The organism is Spectribacter hydrogenoxidans, assembly GCF_031846275.1.
GTDB lineage: Bacteria > Pseudomonadota > Gammaproteobacteria > Nevskiales > Salinisphaeraceae > Spectribacter > Spectribacter hydrogenoxidans.
On record NZ_JAVRIB010000010.1, the window covers coordinates 13,186 to 34,373 of the forward strand.

The window sequence follows — 21,188 nt, forward strand, 5'->3', positions numbered from 1 at the left end:
TGTAGCGCCCTGACGGGGCAAATGCACTGGCCCGGCCGTCACTGATGGTCAGACCGGAAACGCCTCGCGGCCGGGGTATTTCGCCCGTTCGCCCAGGGCCGCCTCGATGGCCAGCAGCCGGTTGTACTTGGCCACCCGGTCGGAACGGGACATGGACCCGGTCTTGATCTGGGTGGCGCGGGTGGCCACGGCCAGATCCGCGATGGTGGCGTCCTCGGTCTCCCCGGAGCGGTGTGACACCACCGCAGCGTAGCCGGACCGGGTGGCCAAATCGATCGCCCGCAGGGTTTCGGTGAGGGTGCCGATCTGATTGGGCTTGATCAGGATGGCATTGGCCACGCCGGCGTCGATGCCCTGGCGCAGGATGCGGGTGTTGGTCACGAACAGGTCGTCGCCGACCAGCTGCACCTTGTCGCCCAGCCGCTCGGTGAGCAGCTTCCAGCCATCCCAGTCGTCCTCGGCCATGCCGTCCTCAATGGTGAGGATCGGATACTCGTCCACCAGCCCGGCCAGATAATCGACGAAACCGGGGGCGTGGAAGTCCTTGTTCTCGGAGGCCAGATGGTAGCGGCCGTCGCGGTGGAACTCGGTGCTGGCCACGTCCAGCCCCAGCCAGACGTCCTTGCCCGGCTTGTAGCCGGCCCGTTCGATCGCGGTGACCAGCGTCTCCAGCGCCGCGGCGTTGGAGGGCAGGTCCGGGGCGAAACCACCCTCGTCACCCACCGCGGTGCTCTGCCCACGCTCACCCAGCAGCTTCTTCAGGTGCTGGAAGATCTCGGCACCGCAACGCACGGCATCGGAAAAGGATTTCGCGCCGACGGGCAGGATCATGAATTCCTGCAGATCGACGTTGTTATCGGCATGGGCGCCGCCGTTGATTACGTTCATCATCGGCACCGGCAGCTCGCGGGCATCATCGCCGCCGAGGTGCTGATAGAGCATCTCGCCGGCATCGGCTGCAGCCGCATGCGCGGTGGCCAGCGACACCCCGAGAATGGCGTTGGCGCCGAGCCGGCCCTTGTTGTCGGTACCGTCGAGATCGATCATGCGCTGGTCCAGACCGGCCTGGTCATCGGCGTCGAAGCCCTTGAGCGCCCGGCCGATTTCGCCGTTCACGCTGGCCACGGCCTTGGTCACGCCGCGGCCCAGGAATCGATCCTTGTCACCGTCGCGCAGTTCCACGGCTTCCAGCGAGCCGGTGGAGGCCCCGGAGGGCACCATCGCCCGGCCCACAGCGCCAGACTCGAGCACCACCTCGGCGGCTACCGTGGGATGCCCGCGGGAATCGATGACCTGAAGACCCTTGATCGACTTGATTTTCGACATAAACGATTTTTACCAACTAACTAAATTAAAACGATTCTTCGAGATACGGATGACGTTTGGCCACACTGTCCAGCGCCTGCAGTGTCTCCAGCAATTCCCGTACACGGTTCAGGGGCAGCGAATTCGGCCCATCGCAAAGCGCTTCGTCGGGCCGCGGATGAGTTTCCATGAATACCCCGGCGACGCCGGCCGCCACCGCGGCCCGGGCCAGCACCGGAATGAATTCGCGCTGGCCGCCGGATACCGCCCCCTGCCCACCGGGCAACTGCACCGAGTGGGTGGCGTCGAACACCACCGGGCAGCCGTGGTCGCGCATGGCGGCCAGACCACGCATGTCCACCACCAGATTGTTGTAACCGAAACAGAAACCCCGCTCGCACAGCAGCAGCCGATCACCGCCGCCGGCAGCCACCGCCTTTTCCACGATGCGGGCCATGTCCCAGGGCGACACGAATTGCCCCTTCTTCAGATTGACCGGCCGGCCGGTCGCGGCCACCCGCTGGATGAAATCGGTCTGCCGGCACAGGAAGGCCGGGGTCTGCAGCACGTCCACCACCTCGGCCACCGGGGCGATCTGTTCCTCGGTGTGGACGTCGGTCAGCACCGGCACGCCGATCTGCTCGCGCACCGACTGGAGGACTTTCAGGCCTGCCTCGAGGCCGGGCCCGCGGTAGCTGTCGTGGGAGCTGCGGTTGGCCTTGTCGAACGAGCCCTTGAACACGTAGGGAATACCCAGCTCGCGGGTGACCTCGGCCAGATGCCCAGCCACGTCAAGCGCCAGTTGCGGGGATTCCAGCGTATCCGGGCCGGCGATGACGAACAGCGGCGCCCGCGGCCCCACTTCGAAACCACAGAGATTCATGCGATCCGGCGTTCGCGCGCCGCCGTCACGAATCCGATGAACAGCGGATGTCCGTCGCGCGGTGTGGAGGTGAATTCGGGATGGAACTGGCAGCCGAGAAACCAGGGATGGTCGGGCAACTCCAGGATTTCCACCAGATCGTCCTCGATCGAAAAGCCCGAGAACTTGAGCCCGTGATCGGCCAGCACCTGCCGGTACTGATTGTTGAATTCGAAGCGATGGCGATGGCGTTCAAGTACCTCATCGCGCCCGTAGAGCCGCGCGGCGAGGCTGCCGGGGACCAGTTCGCAGCGCTGTTCGCCCAGGCGCATGGTGCCGCCCAGATCCGAGGTTTCGCTGCGCCGTTCCACCCCGCCACCGACGTCGTGCCATTCGGTGACCAGCGCGATCACCGGTTCGGTGGCATAGGGCTGGAATTCGGTGCTGTGGGCGCCGGTCAGACCGGCCACATGCCGGGCGAACTCGATTGCCGCCACCTGCATGCCCAGGCAGATCCCCAGATACGGGATTCCCGATTCACGGGCATGGCGCGCCGCGGCGATCTTGCCCTCGATGCCGCGCTCGCCGAAGCCGCCGGGCACCAGCACCGCGTCACAGCCGTCCAGCACACTCGGGCCCTCGGATTCGATCTGTTCGGAATCCACGTAGCGGATGTTGACCCGCGTGCGGGTGTGCAAACCGGCGTGGGCCAGCGCTTCGTTGACCGACTTGTAGGCGTCGGCCAGATCCACGTACTTGCCCACCATGGCGACATTGACATCCACGTCCTGGCGGGCGCGGGCGGCCACCAGTTCGCCCCAGCCGGACAGATCGGCGGGACCGGCGCTGAGGCCGAAATGCTCGATCACCAGCCCGTCCAGGTGCTGCGCCTGCAGTAGCGAGGGAATCTTGTAGATGTCGTCCACGTCCTCGGCAGCGATGACGTGGCGCTCGTTGACGTTGGTGAACAGCGCGATCTTGCGACGCTCACCATCCGGCAGCGGTCGGTCGACCCGGCATACCAGCACGTCCGGCTGGATGCCGATCGAGCGCAGCTCCTTGACCGAATGCTGCGTGGGTTTGGTCTTCATCTCCCCGCTGGAGGAGATGTAGGGCACCAGCGTGAGATGCATGAATAGCACCCGGTCGCGGCCCAGTTCCACCCCCAGCTGACGGATGGCCTCGAGAAACGGCAGGCTCTCGATATCGCCGACGGTGCCGCCGATCTCCACCAGACAGACCTGGGCTCCTTCCGCGCCTTCGAGAATGCAGCGCTTGATCTCGTCGGTGATGTGGGGAATCACCTGCACCGTGCCGCCCAGATAGTCGCCGCGGCGTTCCCGGCTGATCACGTTGTTGTAGATCTGGCCGGTGGTGAAGTTGGAAAGTCGCGAGGTACGGTGCTTCAGGAAGCGCTCGTAATGCCCCAGATCCAGATCGGTTTCCGCGCCGTCGCGGGTGACATAGACCTCACCGTGCTGGAACGGGCTCATGGTGCCCGCATCCACGTTCAGGTACGGGTCCAGCTTGATCATGGAGACTTCGAGTCCGCGCGATTCCAGCAGCGATCCCAGCGACGCGGCGGCGATGCCCTTGCCCAGCGAAGACACCACCCCGCCGGTCACGAAGATATAGCGAGTCGCCGACGATTCGGAGGTCATGCGGGTCCCGGAAGCGAGAAGGTAAGCGGAAAAAGTCCGGCGCGAACGCGTCAGCGCGCCATGCTAGCCCAATCCTCCCGCCCTCACAACGTGGCGGGCGGCCATCCGGGCAGGCGGACCGCCCAGCGCAGCGGCGGCAACACCGCGCCATCCGGCAGTTCGGCGGGGTCGGCAACCAGCCAGTCGGCCACCGCCACCAGGCGCTCGTCGGCGAACACCAGCGGCAGGCGTTCGCGTACCCAGGGCGGGACGCCCGCCTGCCGGCAGAGCTCGCCCAGGGATGCGTGATGGGCACGTCCCGGTAGCCGCAGGCGTTCGCCGCCGCGCCGCAGTTGCACCCGCAGCGGGGCCGGGCACGGGGCCTCGGCGCGGAGTTCTCCCAGTCCGACCGGCAGGGCCAGCGGCCGGTCGCCGTCCCAGTCCGCCTGCCAGCTGGCCGGCACCGGCGGCAACGGGGCGAAGGCGAACAGCCGGCCGCCGAAACGGCGCAACTCCGCCCCCGGCCAGGCAACCCGCGGCTGGCGTGAGGCGGCAGCATGCAGCGCCTGTTGCCGAATCTGGGCCAGATGGCGCTGGTCCGGACAGCTCAGACCGATCTCACGCAGCCAGTATCGCAGCAGGTTGCGTTGACGGTCGGCTCCGAGCTGGCGCAGGGCCTCGACATCGAGTGCCTCGCCCCGGGCGCTTCCGGCCAGATCCACCGCCGCGAGTTCATCGAGCAGCCGGCGCGCTTCCGCGGCGCCGGCCGCGGCGCGTGACAGCGACGTCGCCGCCGCCGGCCAGCGTGCCGCCAGCGGCGGCCAGACCCGCTGGCGGAGGTAGGTGCGGTCCACCGCATCGTCGTGATTGCTGGGATCCTCGATCCAGGTCAGCCCCAGCTCCCGGGCCCGGGCCAGCAGATCCACCCGGGTGACGTGCAGCAGTGGCCGCGCCGGCCGCCCAGCCGTGGGGCCGTCGGGCATGGCTGCCAGCCCGGCCACGCCGCTGCCGCGCAGTGCCTGCAGCAGGAAGGTCTCGGCCTGATCGTCGGCATGATGAGCGGTAACCAGCTGCTCACCCGGCTGCAACGCTGTGACCAGGGCCCGGTAGCGGGCCTCGCGGGCCGCCGCCTCGGGACTGTCCCCCTGCCCGCTCGGCACCTGCACATCTCGCCGCTCGAGGACCAGATCCAGCCCCGCGCAGACTGCCGCGCAGTGCTCGGCCCAGCGGACGCAATCCGGATGCATGCCGTGACAGACGTGAACGGCTCGCACGCGACCCGGAGCGATTGCGGCGAGTTCGTGCAGCAGTACCGAGGAATCCACGCCGCCGCTGAACGCCACCAGCCAGCGGCCATCATCAGCCGAGTCGACCAGACCGGTCAGGGCGTCACGGATTCGCTGGCGCGGCGAAGCCACCGCGGCGTCCGGTTCAGGCCTTGAAGTCGCCGAAGCGCATCAGGCGTTCATGCCGGCCGTTGACCAGGTCGGTACCACCGGTTCCCAGCAACTGGTTGACCGCGGCGTCCAGGCGCTCGCCCAGACGGTTGGCCATGGCGCCGAAATCACGGTGAGCGCCGCCCAGCGGCTCGGGGATGATCTCGTCGATCAGCCGGTGCTCATGCAGGCTCCGGGCGGTGAGCTTCATCGCGTCGGCGGCCTCCTGGGCCTTGTCCGAACTCTTCCAGAGGATCGAGGCGCAGCCTTCCGGGGAAATCACCGAGTAGACACTGTATTGCAGCATCGCCACGTGATCGCCGACCCCGATGGCCAGCGCCCCGCCGGAGCCGCCTTCCCCGATCACGGTGCAGACAATAGGGGTACGCAGGCGCGACATTTCCAGCAGGTTGCGGGCAATGGCCTCGCTCTGGTTGCGCTCCTCGGCGCCGATGCCGGGATAAGCGCCGGGGGTGTCGATGAATGTGAGCACCGGCATGCGGAAACGCTCGGCCATCTGCATCAGCCGCAGGGCCTTGCGATAGCCCTCCGGCTTGGGCATGCCGAAGTTGCGATGAATCTTCTCCTTGGTATCACGGCCCTTCTGATGGCCGATGACCATCACCGGCCGGCCGCCAAGGCGGGCCGGGCCGGCGATGATGGCGGGATCGTCCGCAAAATGGCGGTCGCCGTGCAGTTCCTCGAAGTCGCTGAAGATGGCGTCGATGTAGTCGCGGGTGTAGGGCCGCTGCGGGTGCCGCGCCAACTGCGTAATCTGCCAGGGCGAGAGCTTGCCGAAGATTTCCTCGGTGAGACTGCGGCTCTTGCTTTCGAGGCGGCCGATCTCCTCGTTCAGATTGACCTCGCTGCCGTCGGCAACGAATCGCAGTTCTTCGATCTTGGCCTGCAGTTCCGCGATCGGTTTCTCGAAATCCAGATACTCGAGGTCTTTGGTTGCCATGCCGTTCCTGTTGTTCTAATCAATCGCCGTCAGGCTGCGGATGCGTCGCCGCGGCGGCGGTAGCGGATGTCCACCGACTCCGGCCCCAGCAGACCGCGCAGGTCCTGCAACAACGCTTCGCAGGCCCGCACGCGCCGATCCGGAATGGTCAGAACCCCCCGACCCACCGCATTTTCGTACCGCACGATGATCCGGCAGCCGCCCTCCGCGCCATACCGGTCGAGACAGCCCACGAGTTGCTGCAGGTCCGGCGACGACGACGCCGACAACTGTAACAGCAAGCGGCTGGCAAAACGTTCCCGGGCGGCGTCCACGTCCATGATCTCGTCGGGCTGGACGCGGTAGGCCTCGGTGTAGTCGTCCCACTGCAGCTGGCCCCGCACCACCAGCAACCGATCCTGCGCCAGCAGATGCTCGAACCGGGCGGCCTTCTCCTCGAACAGCGGGCACTCGATGCGGCCGCTGCGATCATCCAGGGTGATGATCACCCGCCGGGCACGACGCACGCGGCGCAGTTCCACCACCAGCCCGGCGATCACCACCTCACGTCGCCCGTTGCGCTCGCCGGGCCGTTCGCCATCGCCCACCAGATCGCTGATGCGGCCGCTGGTGAAGTGACGCAGCTCGTGTTCCCAGGCATTGATGGGGTGGCCGGTTAGATACAGCCCGAGGGTGTCACGCTCGGCCTTGAGGCGCTCCTCCTCGGGCCATTCCGGCAGCGTGGCCAGGGCCGGGCCGGCGGCGTGATCCGGGATCGGATCCAGCCCGAACATGTCGTTCTGACCCACGGTGGCGGCGCTGCGGTGCTGAACCGCCGCGGCCAGCGCATCACCCAGACCGGCCATCAGGCTGGCACGGTTGGGGCCCAGCGGGTCCAGTGCGCCGGCGCGAATAAGGGCCTCGAGGGTGCGGCGGTTGAGCTTGCCGGTATCGATGCGGCGGCAGAAGTCGTGCAGATCGGCAAAGGTGCCGCCCGCCTCGCGCTGGCCGATCATCGCCTCGATGGCGCCGCGCCCCACCCCCTTGATCGCCCCCAGGCCGTAGCGGATGGTGCCGTCGTCGACCACGGAGAAGTCGTACGCCGAGGCATTCACGTCAGGGCCCAGCACCTCAATGTCCATGCGCTGGCACTCGTCGATCAGGGTCACCACCTTGTCGGTGTGATCCATGTCCGCCGACAGCACCGCGCACATGAACGCGGCCGGGTAATGGGTCTTGAGCCAGGCGGTCTGATACGAAACCAGTGCGTAGGCCGCCGAGTGCGACTTGTTGAAGCCGTAACCGGCGAACTTCTCGATCAGGTCGAAGATGTAGGCAGCGGTGTCGCCTTCCACCCCCTGGGCCTCGGCGCCCTCGACGAACACCGCCCGCTGCTTGGCCATTTCCTCGGGCTTCTTCTTGCCCATTGCCCGGCGCAGCAGGTCCGCCCCGCCCAGGCTGTAACCGGCCAGTTCGCGGGCGATCTGCATCACCTGCTCCTGGTAGAGAATCACCCCGTAGGTGGGCTCCAGCACCGCTTGCAGGCGGGAATGCGGGTACTGGATCTTCGCCCGGCCGTGCTTGCGGATGATGAAGTCCTCCACCATCCCCGATTCCAGCGGTCCGGGCCGGTAGAGCGCCACCAGGGCCACGATATCCTCGAACTGGTCCGGCAGCAGTCGCTTGATCAGTCGCCGCATGCCGGCCGATTCCAGCTGGAACACGGCGGTGGTGTGGCCGGACTTGAGCAACTGGTAGGTGGGCGCGTCGTGCATCGGCACGTGGCGGATGTCGATGGCCGCCCCGCCCTGGGCCTCGAGCCGCCGATTGGCGATCGCCACGGCGCGATCGATGATGGTGAGCGTACGCAGCCCCAGGAAATCGAACTTGACCAGGCCCACCGCCTCGACGTCGTCCTTGTCGAACTGGGTCACCCGGTTGCCGCCGTTGGGTTCGCAGTACAGCGGGGTGAAGTCGATCAGATCGCTGGGGGCGATCACCACCCCGCCGGCATGCTTGCCGGGATTGCGGGTGAGCCCCTCCAGCTTGAGGCACAGGTCGATGAGGTAGCGGACCTCGTCGTCGTTGTCGTAACCCTCGCGCAGCTCGTCGGACTCGCCCAGCGCCCTTTCCAGGGTCATGTCGACGGCAAAGGGCACCTGCTTGGCGATGCGGTCGACATAGCCATAGGGATGCCCCAGCACCCGGCCGACATCGCGGACCACCGCGCGGGCGGCCATGGTGCCGTAGGTGATGATCTGGGAGACCCGGTCCTCGCCGTAGCGCTGGGCCACGTACTCGATCACCCGGTCCCGGCCGTCCATGCAGAAATCGATATCGAAATCCGGCATGGAAACCCGTTCCGGATTCAGAAACCGCTCGAAGAGGAGGTCGTAACTCAATGGGTCCAGGTCGGTAATACCAAGCGCATAGGCCACCAGTGAACCGGCGCCGGACCCGCGCCCCGGCCCCACCGGCACCGCATTGGCGCGAGCCCAGGCGATGAAGTCGGCCACGATCAGGAAGTAGCCGGGAAACCCCATCGACTCGATCACGCCGAGCTCGTGATCCAGCCGCTGGCGGTAGGTGGACTCGGCCGCCGTGCGTGCCTCCATGTCCGGGAACAGGTCCGCCATCCGTGCGGCCAGGCCGACTTCCGATTCCGACCGCAGGTGCGACGCCGCAGTGTGACCCTCGGGGACCGGGAAGTCCGGCAGGAAGTTCTCTCCCAGCGACAGCGTGAGATTGCAGCGCCGGGCCACCTCTACCGTGTTGGTCAGGGCCTCGGGCAGATCGGAGAAGGCCGCCGCCATCTCCTCGGCCGTTTTCAGGTACTGGTCCGCGGTGTAATGACGGGTGCGGCGGGGATCGGCCAGCGTCGTGCCCTGGTGGATGCACACCCGGGCCTCGTGGGCCTCGAAATCGTCGCCGTCGAGGAAACGCACGTCGTTGGTTGCCACCACCGGAATGTCCAGCGCCAGACCCAGTTCCAGGCTGGCGGCCACGCAGGCCTCCTCCCCGGCCCGGCCGGTGCGCGTCAGTTCCAGGTAGAAGCGGTCGGGAAAGCGTTGCTGCCAGCGCCCGGCGGCGGCTCGGGCCAGGTCCGGCTTGCCGGCCATCAGCAACCGCCCGATCTCGCCGTGATCGGCCCCGGACAGGGCAATCAGTCCGTCCGTGCGGCCATCCAGCCAGTCCGGATGGGTGATGGCCTGTCCCCGCTGCTGCCCCTGCAGATAGGTCTGGGTGAGGATTTCGCAGAGGTTGCGATAACCGCGGCCGTCCTGGCACAGCAGCGTGGCCCGGGCCGGGCCCTCGTCGGCGCGCTCGCGCAGCCACAGGTCGGCGCCGATGATCGGCTTTATGCCGGCGGCCAGGGCCGCGCGGTAGAACTTCACCATGCCGAACAGATTGGCGTTGTCGGTGATCGCCACCGCCGGCATATCGGCGTTGCGCGCGGCCTCGAGCAGCGGCTTGATCCGCACCAGCCCGTCCGATAGCGAGTATTCGGTGTGCAGTCGCAGATGGACGAATTCGGCCGGCATGGCGAGGGATGTTAACGCAGCGTCCGGTCTCCGGTCAGCGCCGTGCGTGCGGCCATGGCCCGGCGCACCGGCGCGAAGCTTTGCCGGTGTGCGATGCAGGGTCCGAGCCGCTCGAGCGCTGCCCGGTGCGCAGCGGTGGGATACCCCTTGTGTTGCGCGAATCCATAGCCGGGGTGGACCTCGTCCAGCGTCACCATGAGCTGATCGCGGGCCACCTTGGCGAGAATCGATGCCGCGCTGATGGCCGGTTCCGAGGCGTCTCCGCCCACGATGGCGCGCGCCGGCAGCACCAGCGCCGGGCAGCGATTGCCGTCCACCAGCACCAACCCGGGCTGCGGGGCCAGACGTGCCACCGCCTGCTGCATGCCCAGCATGGTGGCCTGGAGAATGTTGAGGCGATCGATATCGCCGGGCGATACCACGGCCAGTGCCCAGGCCACGGCGCGGATGCGAATCTCCCCCGCCAACCGCCGGCGCGCGCTCTCGCTGAGCGTCTTGGAGTCGGCCAGCCCGGCGAACTCGCCGTCCGGCAGGATCACGGCAGCCGCCACCACCGGCCCGGCCAGCGGACCGCGGCCGGCTTCGTCTACGCCGGCAGTGCGTGCCACGGAGGCGATTCGATGATTTCGGCCACGGCCCGGGCAGCACCCTGATTGGCGCCGCGGCGCAACTGCTCGTGCAGACTCTCGAACGCGTCGATCTGATCCGTGCGCGCAGCCTGCGAGGTCAGCAGTCGATACAGCCAGGGCCCGAGCACCTCCGGCCGTGCCTCGTTCTGAAGCACTTCAGGTACCAGCATGCGGTCGGCCAGGAGGTTGGGCATGCTAACCCAGCGCACCTTGATCAGGTCCAGGGTGCGGGCGATGTGGTAACTGACCGGCGACACCGCATAGGCCACCACCATCGGGGTCTTGGCCAGCAGCGCTTCGAGAGTGGCCGTGCCCGAGGCAGTGAGTACCACTGACGCCGCCCGCATAACCTCCCGCGCGCGGCCGTTGATCAGGGTGATATCCAGCTCCGGCGCCAGCGCCTGCCGCTGCGCCTCGATCTTCGCCCGCAGCGAGGGCTTGGCTACCGGGATCACGAACCGGACCTCGGGCAGACGCGCGCGCAGCCAGCGGGCGGTGGCCAGAAACCGCGGGCCGAGGCGGTCGACTTCGGCATTGCGGCTGCCCGGCAGGATCCCCACCCAGGGCACGTCCGGCGCCAGACCCAGGGCACGCCGGGCGCTGTCGCCGTCCGGGTGCAGCGGCAGTTCGTCGGCCAGCGGATGGCCGACGAAGCGCACCGGCACGTGATGGCGCCGGAAGAAGGCTTCCTCGAACGGGAAGATCGACAGCATCATGTCGGCAGCCTCGCGCAGGTGGTAGACCCGCCGTTCCCGCCAGGCCCAGGCCGTGGGGCAGACGTAGTGGACCGTGGGAATGCCGGACAGCCGCAACCGCCGCTCCAGGCCGGTGTTGAACGAGGGTGCATCGATGCCGATGAACACGTCCGGTCGCCAGGCGATGATGCGCTGGATCAGATGGCGGCGCAGGCGGATCAGACGGGGAATTTCCCGCAGCACTTCACCAAGGCCGAACAGGGACAGGTCATCGATGCCGGCCAACGCCTCGCACCCGGCCTCCACCATGGCAGGGCCGGGTACGCCGAGAAACCGGGCATGGGGATAGCGGGCCTTGAGCGCCCGCAGCAGGCCGCCCCCGAGCGTGTCGCCCGAGAGCTCGCCCGCCACCACGGCGATCCGCGGGCCGGTATCGCGCATGGCTGCTACCGGATGATGCCGCGCTTGGAGCGGTTCAGCGACGCGAGGAAGATATCCGCCGCTGGATTGGCCTCGGCCAGCGGCGCCAGCGTCTCCCGGGCGGTGTCGAACAGCAGCTTGGCGCGATAGACAGTGCGATAGGCCTGCTTGACCGACCGCACGTCCTCTTCGGTATAGCCACGCCGCCGCATGCCCACGGAATTGATGCCGTGAGGCTGGGCGGTGTAGCCAGAGCAGCGCACGAAGGCGGGTACGTCGCGGGTCACCCCGGTGCTGTAGCCGAGATAGGCCAGCGTGCCTACCTGGGTGAACTGGTGCACCATCGCGAAGCCGGCCAGGATGCAATGGTCCGCCAGGTTCACATGACCCGCGAGACTGGCACCGTTGGCCATGGTGATGCCGTCGCCCAGCACGCAGTCATGGGCAATGTGAACGTAGGCCATCAACAGATTGTGATGACCGATCCGGGTCACCCCTTGGTCGAAGAGCGTGCCCCGGTGGATGCTGCAGAACTCGCGGATGGTGTTGCCATCGCCGATCTCGACCCGGGTGGGCTCGCCCTTGTAACCGCGGTGCTGCGGCTCTTCGCCCACGGAGCAGAACTGGAAGATGCGGTTGTCGCGGCCGATGCGCGTGTGGCCGCTGATCACCACGTGCGGGCCGATGCGTGTGCCGGCCCCGATCTCGACGTCCGGGCCGATCACGCTGAACGCGCCAACCTCCACGTCGTCTGCCAGCTGCGCCTCCGGATCAACCCTGGCGCTGGGGTCAATCACCGCCATCGCTGACTCCATCGGGGCGTGCGGGCGTCGCCATGAGGTCCGCCGCACAGGCCAGTTTGTCTTCCACCCAGGCCTCGCCCCGGAACTTCCACAACCGGCGCTTGGCCGAAATGATCTGCACTTCCAGCCGCAATTGATCGCCGGGCATCACCTGACGCTTGAACCGCGCCTTGTCGATGCCGGCGAAGTACACCAACGTGCCTTCGTCACGGGTGTTGGCCGTACGCATACCCAGAAGCAGGCCGGCCTGGGCCAGCGCTTCCAGGATCAGCACGCCCGGCATCACCGGCTGGTCGGGGAAGTGCCCCGGGAAGAAGGGTTCGTTCATCGAAACGTTCTTCAGCGCCGTAATGCGCTCGCCCGGAATGCACTCCAGCACCCGATCAACCAGAAGAAAGGGAAACCGGTGCGGTATCTGCTGCAGAATCCCGATGATGTCGTCGCGGTGGTTCAAGCCCTGTCTCCCTTGTCATTATCCGGTTTTTCGAGCGCCCGCAGGCGCTGTTCCAGGCGGTCCAGCTTGCGGATCAATGCCAGCCGCCGACGCCAGTCCCCGGCCGGCATCGCCTTGAGCGTGGAGGAATACACTCCCGGCTCCGTGATGTCCGACGGCACCTGCGTGGCGCCGGTCAGTACTACGTCATCGACGATGCGCAGGTGGTCTCCGATACCCACACCGCCCCCAATCATACAGCGCGCTCCCACCTCGGTGCTGCCGGCTATTCCAGTACACCCGGCGATCACCGTGAGGGCGCCGATGCGGCAGTTGTGCGCAATGTGCACCTGGTCGTCCAGCTTGACCCCGCGCTCCAGTAGCGTATCGCCGATGGTGCCACGATCGATGGTGCAGCCGGCGCCGACCTCGACGTCATCCTCGAGCCGCACTCCGCCAAGTTGCGGAATCTCAACCCAGCCATCATGGTCACGCGCCAGCCCGAAGCCGCGACCACCTATGATCGCTCCAGGTCCCACCCGCACACGGGCGCCGATAACCACCTCCCGGCCGAGAACGGCATTCGCACCGATCCGGCAATCCGGTCCCACGTGGCTGTCTGTCTCGAGCACACAGCCAGCCGCCAGCAGCGTTCCGGCCGCCACACTGGCGCCCGCCTCCACCACCACATGCGGCCCCACCGTCGCCCCAGGGTCAACGCTGGCGTCAGGGTCGACGAAGGCCGAGGGATGCACTCCGGGGGGCGGATGCGGCGGCAGAAACAGAGCAGCCACCCGAGCATAGGCGAGCTGGGGATTATCGGCGATCAGGGCCGGTACCGGACAGCGCTCCGCCATAGTCGGGGCCAGGACCACCGCGCCGGCGTACGTCTGCTCGAGAAACCCGGCCTGCTTGGGGTCGGCCAGGAAACTCAACCGCCCGGGCATGCCGGGCTGCAGTGAACAGACACCCGCGATGAGGCCATCCCCATCGCCCTGAAGGGTCAGCCCGAAACGCTCGGCAATGTCGCGGAGTGGAAACGCCACCTAGGGACGGCGTGGCTGATGCCTAGCGCGACTTGAGACGCTCGAGAACCTGGCCGGTGATGTCGACCTGATCCGTTGCAAACAGCACGCCGTCGCCGAGGATGAGGTCATAGTCACCGGATTCGGCGAACTCCTGGATCACCTCGCGCACGTCGTTGCGCAGGCCTTCCAGGGCCTTCTGCTCGGCGCGCTGAACATCCTCGTTGAATTCCGACTGGGCCAGTTGCAGTCGACGCTGCTGGTCGCGAATGCTCTGTTCGAGTTGATCGCGGGCTTCCGCACTCATCACCGAGCCGTCACGCTGCAGGCGCTGCACGTCCTCGCGCAGCTTTTCCTGGCGGGACTGGAGATCGTCTCGGCGGCTGGTGAATTCTTCTTCCATCTCGGCACGGGCGCGCTGGGCCTGCGGCGACTGGCTGACCAGCTGCGGGAGATTCACCACCGCGATCTTGAGCGACCCCTGCGCATGTGCCACGCCGCCGGCCAGCAGCATGGCTGCTACAACCGTCGTCAGAAATTTGGTTCCTCTCACGATTTAACCTCTCCAATGGTTTGATTGCATCCGGTCCGGGCGCCTTCACCTGCCAACCGCCGCGGCAGCATGCTAGAGGCCGACGCCGAACGAGAACTGAAACCGGTCCACGCGGTCATTCGGCCGCTCGTCCACGTACACCGCATAGCTTACCCGGAGCAGCCCGAAGAATGGCGTGAACCAGTAGAACGCCGCCCCGGCGGAGCTGCGCAGGTCGTCGTACTCGAATTCGTCCGCGCCGCTGAAGACGTTGCCGACATCGTAGAACAGGCTGAGCCGAGTGGATTTATTGTCACTTTCCAGGAACGTCGGGATCACCAGTTCGTTCTGCATGGTGGTCAGGAACTGGCCGCCGAAGGGGTTGTTGAAACTGTCCCGGGGACCGAGAAAGCCGTCCTGGAAGCCGCGCACCGAGCGGGCACCGCCGGCGAAGTAGTTATCATAGGGCGGCACGTCGCGACCCTTGCCCCAGACACCGGTGTCTGCCACCCGCAGGTTGGTCTCGAACACGAACTTGTCGGACAGCCAGTCGGACCAGGTGCCCACCGCGAAAAACTGCTCGTGCGTGAAGCTGGCGTTGTAGTACTCGACATCTGAGCCCGGCAGCTTGAAGTCGAAGTTGACCGAGGTATTCGCGCCGCGGGTGGCGAAGAACGACCGGTTACGGGTATCCCGGTTCCAGCCGGTGCGCAACTCGTAGGTGAAGAATTCCCGGCCGTTCTGGCGGATGAACTGCCGCAGTTCCGCCGAGGTCAGGAAGGTAGGCTGGCCGCCGAGCGTAATGGGATCGATACGGGTGGAAATCTCGTTGGTCTCGACCCCGAAGCCGATACGGAAGTTGGAATACTCGGAAATCGGGATGCCGAAGGTCGTCGCCGCGCCGATCGAGTTGAGGTCGAACCCGGAACCGAAGCGGATGATCTCCTCGGTGTCGCGATAGAACGCGGAGATCGTCCTGGAAATGCCGTCCTCGGTGTAATACGGATCGGTCCAGCTGCCGGACAGGGTCCGCGCGAAACTATTGGTTTCCGCCTGCAAGCGCAGGCGGTTGCCGGTACCGCGGAAGTTGCTGTGGCTGACACTGCCGTTGATCAGAAAGCCCTGGGCATCCGAAAACCCGACGCCGAACTGCAGAGTGCCGGCGGGCCGCTCGGACACGCTGAAATCGACATCCACCAGATCCTCCGAGCCGGGCACCGGTTCGGTTTCGACGGTGGCCTGCTCGATGAACTGCAGCCGTGCCAGCCGAACCCGCGAGCGTTCCACTGCGCGCCGGGCGAAAGTGGCACCCTCGAACTGGCGCATCTCGCGGCGCAGGGTCTCATCGTTGGTCTTCTGGTTGCCCGAGAACTGGATCCGGCGCACGTAGGCCCGTTTGCCCGGTTCCACGAAGAAGGTGACCTCGACGGTCTTTTCCTCGTCATCCGGCCGGGTGAGCGGGTCAACCTCGGAGAACGCATAGCCGAAATCGGCCAGGCCGGAGCTGATGCGATTGGCGGTATCGGTAACCAGCTGGCGCGAGAAGGTCTGACCCTCCCGGGCACTGACCAGGGCGCGCAGATTGGACTCGGGGACGATCAGATCACCCGCGAACTCGATGTTGCTGATGGTGTAGGCATCGCCTTCATCGACGTTAATGGTGAGGAAGATGTCGCGCTTGTCCGGCGACAGCGACACCTGGATGGAGGTGACGTTGAAACGGAGATAGCCCTGATCCTGATAGAACGAATTCAGCGTTTCCATATCCCCGAGAAGTTTCTCGCGGGAGTAATTGGCACGGCTGCGCCAGAAGGTCAGCGGATGGGCGTAGAAGGGTTTGACCGATTCCAGCGAGATGACATCCAGCAGTTCCTCGTCGCTGAAGTCCTCGTTGCCGACGATGTTGATGTCCGCAATCTTGGCGACCTGCCCTTCCTCGACGTTGATCGCGATGTCCACGCGATTGCCGTCGAGTTCGGTCACCTCAGTCTCCACGTTCACGGCGTAGAAGCCGTTGGCGTAATACTGACGCTGAAGCTCCAGCCGGAGCTGATCCAGCAGCGCCCGCTTGTAGAGTTCGCCCTCTGCCATGCCCTGCTGGCGCAGGCTTTCCTTGAGTTCGTCGCCACCGATCTGCTTGTTGCCCTCGATGGTGAAGGAGGCGATCTCCGGCCGCTCACGCACGTTCACCACCAGCGTGTTGCCGTCGCGACCGAGGGAGACGTCCTCGAACAGGCCGGTGTCATAAAGTGCGCGAATTGCCTGCGCACTGCGGGACTGGTCCACGCGGTCACCCACCGACAGCGGCAGATAGGTCAGCACGGTGCCGGACTCGAGCCGCTGCACACCCTCGACGCGGATTTCCTCGGCGGTAAAGGCGCTGAACGCCCATGCCCCCTGCCCCGCGAACAGCATCAGACCCGCGAACAGGACGAGACGACGACTGGCCGCCGCAATCACGATGGAAACCGGATGCTGTGGCGGCAAACAGAAGCCAGCAGGCAGCGCATGAAGATGCTCCCGAAGATCAAAGGCCCACGTAGTGCCCGGCCGTCAGCCGAGCAGTCGCATGATGTCGTTGTAGAAGGCCAGACTCATGAGCATAAGAAGCGCCAGCATCCCGGCCTGCTGGCCGATGATCTGGGCTTGCTCGGAGAGCGGCCGTCCGCGAATGATTTCGACGGCATAATACATAAGATGACCGCCGTCTAACACAGGCACCGGCAGCAGGTTCAGCACTGCCAGACTGACACTGACCAGCGCCAGGAACCCGAGGAACGCTTCCAGCCCGATGGTCGCCGTCTTGCCGGCGTAGTCGGCAATCTGGATCGGGCCGCTGATGTTCTTCCAGGAAACGTCGCCGATGACCATGCGCCAGAGCAGACGCACCGTCAGCGCCGTGATTGACCAGGTCTCGGCCACCGCCGCCGGGATCGCGGACAACGGATCCAGCCGGGTGACGGTGCGCAGATCCTCCCACTGGCTGGCGTCGACCGATATCTGCGCTCCCAGGCGTCCCACCGGACCATCCTCGCCATCCGCCCGGGCCAGGGTTATGGACAGGGTCATCGGCTGGCCATTCCGTTCGATCTTCAATTCAATCGTTTCGCCGGGTCGCGCCTGCACCCAGTCGACCAGCGCCTGCGGGCCGTCAAGCGACTCGTCGCCGGCCGCCAGCACCCGATCCCCGGCCTGCATGCCGGCCGCAGCCGCAGCGCTGCCGTCCAGTACATCGGCAATCACCGGCACGCCGCCCGGCTGGAACGGCTGCATACCCAGTTCGGTGAACAGCGTCTCGGGTTCGGCGGACACGCCGCTCAGGTCCAGCATCACCCGCCGCTGGCCGCCGTCGGCGGCGTTCACCGTCAGCGACACCATGTCGCCATCCAGCGTGCGCTGCAGCAACGTGAGGCGCAGTTCCTGCCAGGTCGGTGTGGACCTGTCGTCCACCGCCACCACCTGATCGCGCTGCTCCAGACCCGCCGCCGCGGCTCGGGTCTCGGCCGGCACCTCCCCGATCACGGGCTTGATACCACCGACACCCAGCATGAAGACAAGCCAGTAAGCGGCTATCGCAAAGAGGAAATTGATGCCGGGGCCTGCCGCGACAATGGCAATGCGGCTGGCCACCGGCTGACGATTGAAGGCTCGGTGTGCCTGATCCGCCGGCACCTCGCCCTCGCGGTCGTCGAGCATTTTGACGTAGCCGCCGAGCGGAATCGCGGACAGCCAGTATTCGGTGCCATCACGTCCGGTCCGACCCAGCAACCGGGGCCCGAAGCCCACCGAATACCGCAACACCTGAACACCGAGCCGCCGGGCGACCCAGAAATGGCCGAATTCGTGTACCGCCACCAGCACACCGATCGCGACGATGAATGCCGGTACCGACATCAGCCAGTCAGGCATGACACTCCCCAGGTTGAAGGCAATTCGTGAACGGGCGTTGGACCGCGGGGAACCGGATTCGATCCCGACACGGCCGGACAATCACAGCGGCAACCATTGCAGCCCCAGCGAGAACAGCGGTGCCGCCGCCAGCAGGCTGTCGATGCGATCGAGCACCCCGCCGTGCCCCGGAAACAGATTGCCGCTGTCCTTCACCCCGGCATGGCGCTTGAACATGCTCTGGGTCAGATCCCCGACGATGGAGATCGCTCCGGTCAGGACCGCCAGCAGAATGAATGCCAGGGCCACACCGCCGGCCAGATCCAGCCACCAGGCCCCGAGCACCCCGGCCAGTGTGGTCAAGGCCAGGCCGCCCGCAGCGCCTTCCAGGGTCTTGCCCGGACTGACGTTGGGCGCCAGCTTGCGCCGTCCCAGCGCCCGGCCGGCGAAGTAGGCGCCGGTGTCGGCGGCCCAGATCAAAATCAGCAGAAGCAGCATCAGCGTGGGGCCGGCCGGCCCGGCGTGCAGCCAGACCAGGGCCACGAAACAGGCGCTGAGCACGAGCAGGCCGCTGATCAAGGTCAGCGCCGGGCGTCCCAGGCTGGCGCCCCAACCGCGAGGGAAGGCCGGAATCCAGCGCACCGCCGCGGCCCACCAGACCAGTGCTGCCCCGAGCCAGGTCAGGACCAGACCCGGGTGCACCAACCCGTACCAGCCGCCGAGCATCACCAGGGCCGTGACCGCCGCGCCCGCCGCACGCGGGCCGGCCTCGCGAATGCCACCCAGACGGCCCCATTCCCAGGCGCCCAGTGTCAACAGCGAGCCGAGAATCAGGGCAACACCCGCGGTGGGCAGCCAGAGGATGGCGGCCACAACCAGCGGCAGCAATGCCAGTGCCGTGAGGATGCGGGTTTTCAGCATGGGTGGGCCTCGTCGATTCCGCCGAAACGCCGCTCGCGGCCGGCAAACCAGTGCACGGCCTCGGCCAGGGCGCCGGCATCGAAATCCGGCCACAGCGTGTCGGCGAAGTAGAGCTCGGTATAGGCCAGATCCCAGAGCAGGAAGTTGCTGATCCGCCGTTCGCCACCGGTGCGGATGAACAGGTCCGGACCGCCGTGGCCGGCCAGACTGGTCGCGCCGCCCAGGGCAGCTTCGTCAATCGCCTCGGGCGCCTGCTCGCCGTCGACACAGGCCCGCGCCAGCTGCTGCGCAGCCCGGACCAGGTCCCAGCGGCCACCGAAATCCACGGCGATCAGAAGATTCAGGCGATGGTTGGCCTCGGTGAGCCGCTCGGCCCGGCGCATATCGGCCTGCAGCGCCGGCGACAGCCGCTCCCGGGCACCGATGAACACAAGCCGCACACCGCGGGCCCGCAACTCGTGAATCTCGCGGCGGATCGTGCGCTTGAAAAGCGTCATCAGCAGCGACACTTCGGCGCCCGGCCGGCGCCAGTTCTCGCTGGAAAACGCAAACAGGGTGAGGGTGCGAATGCCCAGGTCGGGCGCGGCCCGGACCACCGCGCGGGTGGCTTCCGCGCCGGCCTTGTGGCCGTGGGCCCGGGGATAGCCCCGGGCACGCGCCCACCGGCCATTGCCGTCCATGATGATGGCGACGTGGCGTGGTCCGCCCGATTCCGCCGGCATGGCAGCAGCCGTCCCGCTCAGACCGTCATCACTTCCTGCTCTTTGTTATCGAGCAGCGAATCGATCCGGCCGACATGCTCGTCGGTCAGGGTCTGGATGCGGTTCTCCGCGCTGCGGGCCTCATCCTCGGTGATGTCCTTTTCGTTGACCAGTTCCTTGAAGTCCTGGTTCGCATCCCGCCGGATATTGCGCACCGCCACCCGGGTGTCCTCGGCTTCCTGGCGCAGGATCTTGACCAGGTCGCGGCGACGCTCCTCGGTCAGCGGCGGCAGCATCACCCGGATGACCTGCCCGCTGGTGGAGGGATTCAGGCCCAGATCCGAGGTCATGATCGCCTTCTCCACCACCGGCACCATGGATTTCTCCCAGGGACTGACGGTAATGGTGCGGGCATCTTCCACGCTCACGCTGGCGGCCTGGTGAATCGGCACCTTGGCGCCGTAATACTCCACTTCCACGTGGTCCAGCAGGTTGGCGCTGGCCCGGCCGGTGCGGATCTTGCTGAAGTTGTCCTGCAGCACGCTGATGGACTTGTCCATGCGCTGCTGCGCGTCCTTGATAATCTCGTCGATCATGGCGTCTCCGTGGAACCGGTGCGATTGTCGACCAGCGTACCCACCGTGGTGTCACCACGCACGATGCGGCCGAGATCGCCGGCCCGTTGAATGTCGAATACCCGAAGCGGCAGACCATTGTCCCGGCAGAGCACGATGGCGGTGGTATCCATCACCGCCAGACGGCCATCGATGACTTCGTCGTAACTGAGGTGCTCGTGGCGTATCGCGTTCGCGTCCTTGTTCGGATCGGCGCTGTAGATACCGTCCACCTTGGTGGCCTTGAGCAGCAGATCCGCACCGATCTCGATCGCCCGCAGGCTGGCTGCCGAATCCGTGGTGAAGAAGGGATTGCCCGTGCCGGCGGCGAAGATCACCACCCGGCCCTTGTCCAGATGCCGGATGGCCCGGCGGCGGATGTAGTCCTCGCATACCTGGTTAACGCGAATCGCCGACATCACCCGGGCGGTCATGCCGGCGCGTTCCACCGCGTCCTGCAGGGCCAGGGCATTGATCACGGTGGCCAGCATGCCCATCTGGTCCCCGGTCACCCGGTCCATGCCGGCCCCGGCCAGACCCGCGCCGCGGAAGATGTTACCGCCGCCGACCACGACCGCTATCTGAACACCCAGGGCTATCTGGTCGCCGATTTCACCGGCCAGGCGGTGAATCACCGCTGGACTGATGCCGTAGTCGGATTCGCCCATCAGGGCTTCGCCACTGAGCTTGAGCAGAATGCGGCGGTGGACCGGCTTGTCGGACATGCAGTCCTCTTATTGCTTGACCAGAATCACGCAGCCATGCGGCGGCACCGTCGGGTGCGCCCGCCGGTGACGGGCGA

At 66.5% G+C, this 21,188-nt stretch carries 18 protein-coding genes; all 18 read right to left on the bottom strand.

The window, feature by feature from the left end:
• Positions 1 to 48 precede the first annotated feature (48 nt).
• The 18 genes from eno to pyrH all read right to left on the bottom strand — a co-directional run bounded on the left by eno (position 49) and on the right by pyrH (position 21,111).
• Complete coding sequence (gene eno, locus RM532_RS10430; RefSeq protein WP_311653271.1) at positions 49 to 1,326, bottom strand: phosphopyruvate hydratase; 1,278 nt, start codon at positions 1,324 to 1,326, stop codon at positions 49 to 51.
• 25 nt (positions 1,327 to 1,351) lie between these two features.
• On the bottom strand, positions 1,352 to 2,188 hold the full coding sequence (kdsA, locus tag RM532_RS10435; protein ID WP_311653272.1) for a 3-deoxy-8-phosphooctulonate synthase: 837 nt from the start codon (positions 2,186 to 2,188) through the stop codon (positions 1,352 to 1,354).
• Positions 2,185 to 3,828: a CTP synthase gene (locus RM532_RS10440; RefSeq protein WP_311653273.1), complete on the bottom strand. Its 1,644-nt coding sequence runs from the start codon at positions 3,826 to 3,828 to the stop codon at positions 2,185 to 2,187. Before RM532_RS10440 ends, kdsA begins: the two co-directional genes overlap by 4 nt.
• A gap of 83 nt (positions 3,829 to 3,911) precedes the next feature.
• Positions 3,912 to 5,225: a tRNA lysidine(34) synthetase TilS gene (tilS, locus tag RM532_RS10445; RefSeq protein WP_311653274.1), complete on the bottom strand. Its 1,314-nt coding sequence runs from the start codon at positions 5,223 to 5,225 to the stop codon at positions 3,912 to 3,914.
• Between the two features lie 13 nt (positions 5,226 to 5,238).
• The gene (locus RM532_RS10450; RefSeq protein ID WP_311653275.1) at positions 5,239 to 6,204 is read right to left on the bottom strand and encodes an acetyl-CoA carboxylase carboxyltransferase subunit alpha; all 966 of its coding nucleotides are present in this window, start codon (positions 6,202 to 6,204) and stop codon (positions 5,239 to 5,241) included.
• A gap of 29 nt (positions 6,205 to 6,233) precedes the next feature.
• Positions 6,234 to 9,725 (bottom strand): DNA polymerase III subunit alpha, encoded by a 3,492-nt coding sequence (gene dnaE, locus RM532_RS10455; protein WP_311653276.1) that lies wholly within the window; start codon positions 9,723 to 9,725, stop codon positions 6,234 to 6,236.
• 11 nt (positions 9,726 to 9,736) lie between these two features.
• Positions 9,737 to 10,333 carry a ribonuclease HII gene (rnhB, locus tag RM532_RS10460; RefSeq protein ID WP_311653277.1) on the bottom strand — a complete coding sequence of 199 codons (597 nt, stop codon included), beginning with the start codon at positions 10,331 to 10,333 and terminating at the stop codon, positions 9,737 to 9,739.
• Positions 10,312 to 11,490, bottom strand: a complete 1,179-nt coding sequence (gene lpxB, locus RM532_RS10465; protein ID WP_311653278.1) for a lipid-A-disaccharide synthase — start codon at positions 11,488 to 11,490, stop codon at positions 10,312 to 10,314. Before lpxB ends, rnhB begins: the two co-directional genes overlap by 22 nt.
• 5 nt (positions 11,491 to 11,495) lie before the next feature.
• Positions 11,496 to 12,272: an acyl-ACP--UDP-N-acetylglucosamine O-acyltransferase gene (gene lpxA, locus RM532_RS10470; protein ID WP_311653279.1), complete on the bottom strand. Its 777-nt coding sequence runs from the start codon at positions 12,270 to 12,272 to the stop codon at positions 11,496 to 11,498.
• Complete coding sequence (fabZ, locus tag RM532_RS10475) at positions 12,259 to 12,726, bottom strand: 3-hydroxyacyl-ACP dehydratase FabZ (RefSeq protein WP_311653280.1); 468 nt, start codon at positions 12,724 to 12,726, stop codon at positions 12,259 to 12,261. The genes lpxA and fabZ overlap by 14 nt, the downstream gene beginning before the upstream one ends.
• A complete protein-coding gene (lpxD, locus tag RM532_RS10480) occupies positions 12,723 to 13,751 on the bottom strand; it encodes a UDP-3-O-(3-hydroxymyristoyl)glucosamine N-acyltransferase (RefSeq protein ID WP_311653281.1) in 1,029 nt (342 codons plus the stop codon). The genes fabZ and lpxD overlap by 4 nt, the downstream gene beginning before the upstream one ends.
• Positions 13,752 to 13,773: 22 nt before the next feature.
• Positions 13,774 to 14,283 carry an OmpH/Skp family outer membrane protein gene (locus RM532_RS10485; protein WP_311653282.1) on the bottom strand — a complete coding sequence of 170 codons (510 nt, stop codon included), beginning with the start codon at positions 14,281 to 14,283 and terminating at the stop codon, positions 13,774 to 13,776.
• 72 nt (positions 14,284 to 14,355) lie between these two features.
• The gene (bamA, locus tag RM532_RS10490) at positions 14,356 to 16,722 is read right to left on the bottom strand and encodes an outer membrane protein assembly factor BamA (protein ID WP_311653283.1); all 2,367 of its coding nucleotides are present in this window, start codon (positions 16,720 to 16,722) and stop codon (positions 14,356 to 14,358) included.
• 93 nt (positions 16,723 to 16,815) lie between these two features.
• Entirely contained in the window at positions 16,816 to 18,171 is a 1,356-nt protein-coding gene (gene rseP / locus RM532_RS10495) for an RIP metalloprotease RseP (protein ID WP_311653284.1), read from the bottom strand.
• 81 nt (positions 18,172 to 18,252) lie between these two features.
• Positions 18,253 to 19,071 carry a phosphatidate cytidylyltransferase gene (locus RM532_RS10500; RefSeq protein ID WP_311653285.1) on the bottom strand — a complete coding sequence of 273 codons (819 nt, stop codon included), beginning with the start codon at positions 19,069 to 19,071 and terminating at the stop codon, positions 18,253 to 18,255.
• Positions 19,065 to 19,793: a polyprenyl diphosphate synthase gene (gene uppS / locus RM532_RS10505; RefSeq protein ID WP_311653286.1), complete on the bottom strand. Its 729-nt coding sequence runs from the start codon at positions 19,791 to 19,793 to the stop codon at positions 19,065 to 19,067. The genes RM532_RS10500 and uppS overlap by 7 nt, the downstream gene beginning before the upstream one ends.
• A gap of 17 nt (positions 19,794 to 19,810) precedes the next feature.
• The gene (gene frr, locus RM532_RS10510; protein ID WP_311653287.1) at positions 19,811 to 20,368 is read right to left on the bottom strand and encodes a ribosome recycling factor; all 558 of its coding nucleotides are present in this window, start codon (positions 20,366 to 20,368) and stop codon (positions 19,811 to 19,813) included.
• Positions 20,365 to 21,111 (bottom strand): UMP kinase, encoded by a 747-nt coding sequence (gene pyrH / locus RM532_RS10515; RefSeq protein ID WP_311653288.1) that lies wholly within the window; start codon positions 21,109 to 21,111, stop codon positions 20,365 to 20,367. Before pyrH ends, frr begins: the two co-directional genes overlap by 4 nt.
• Positions 21,112 to 21,188 lie beyond the last annotated feature (77 nt).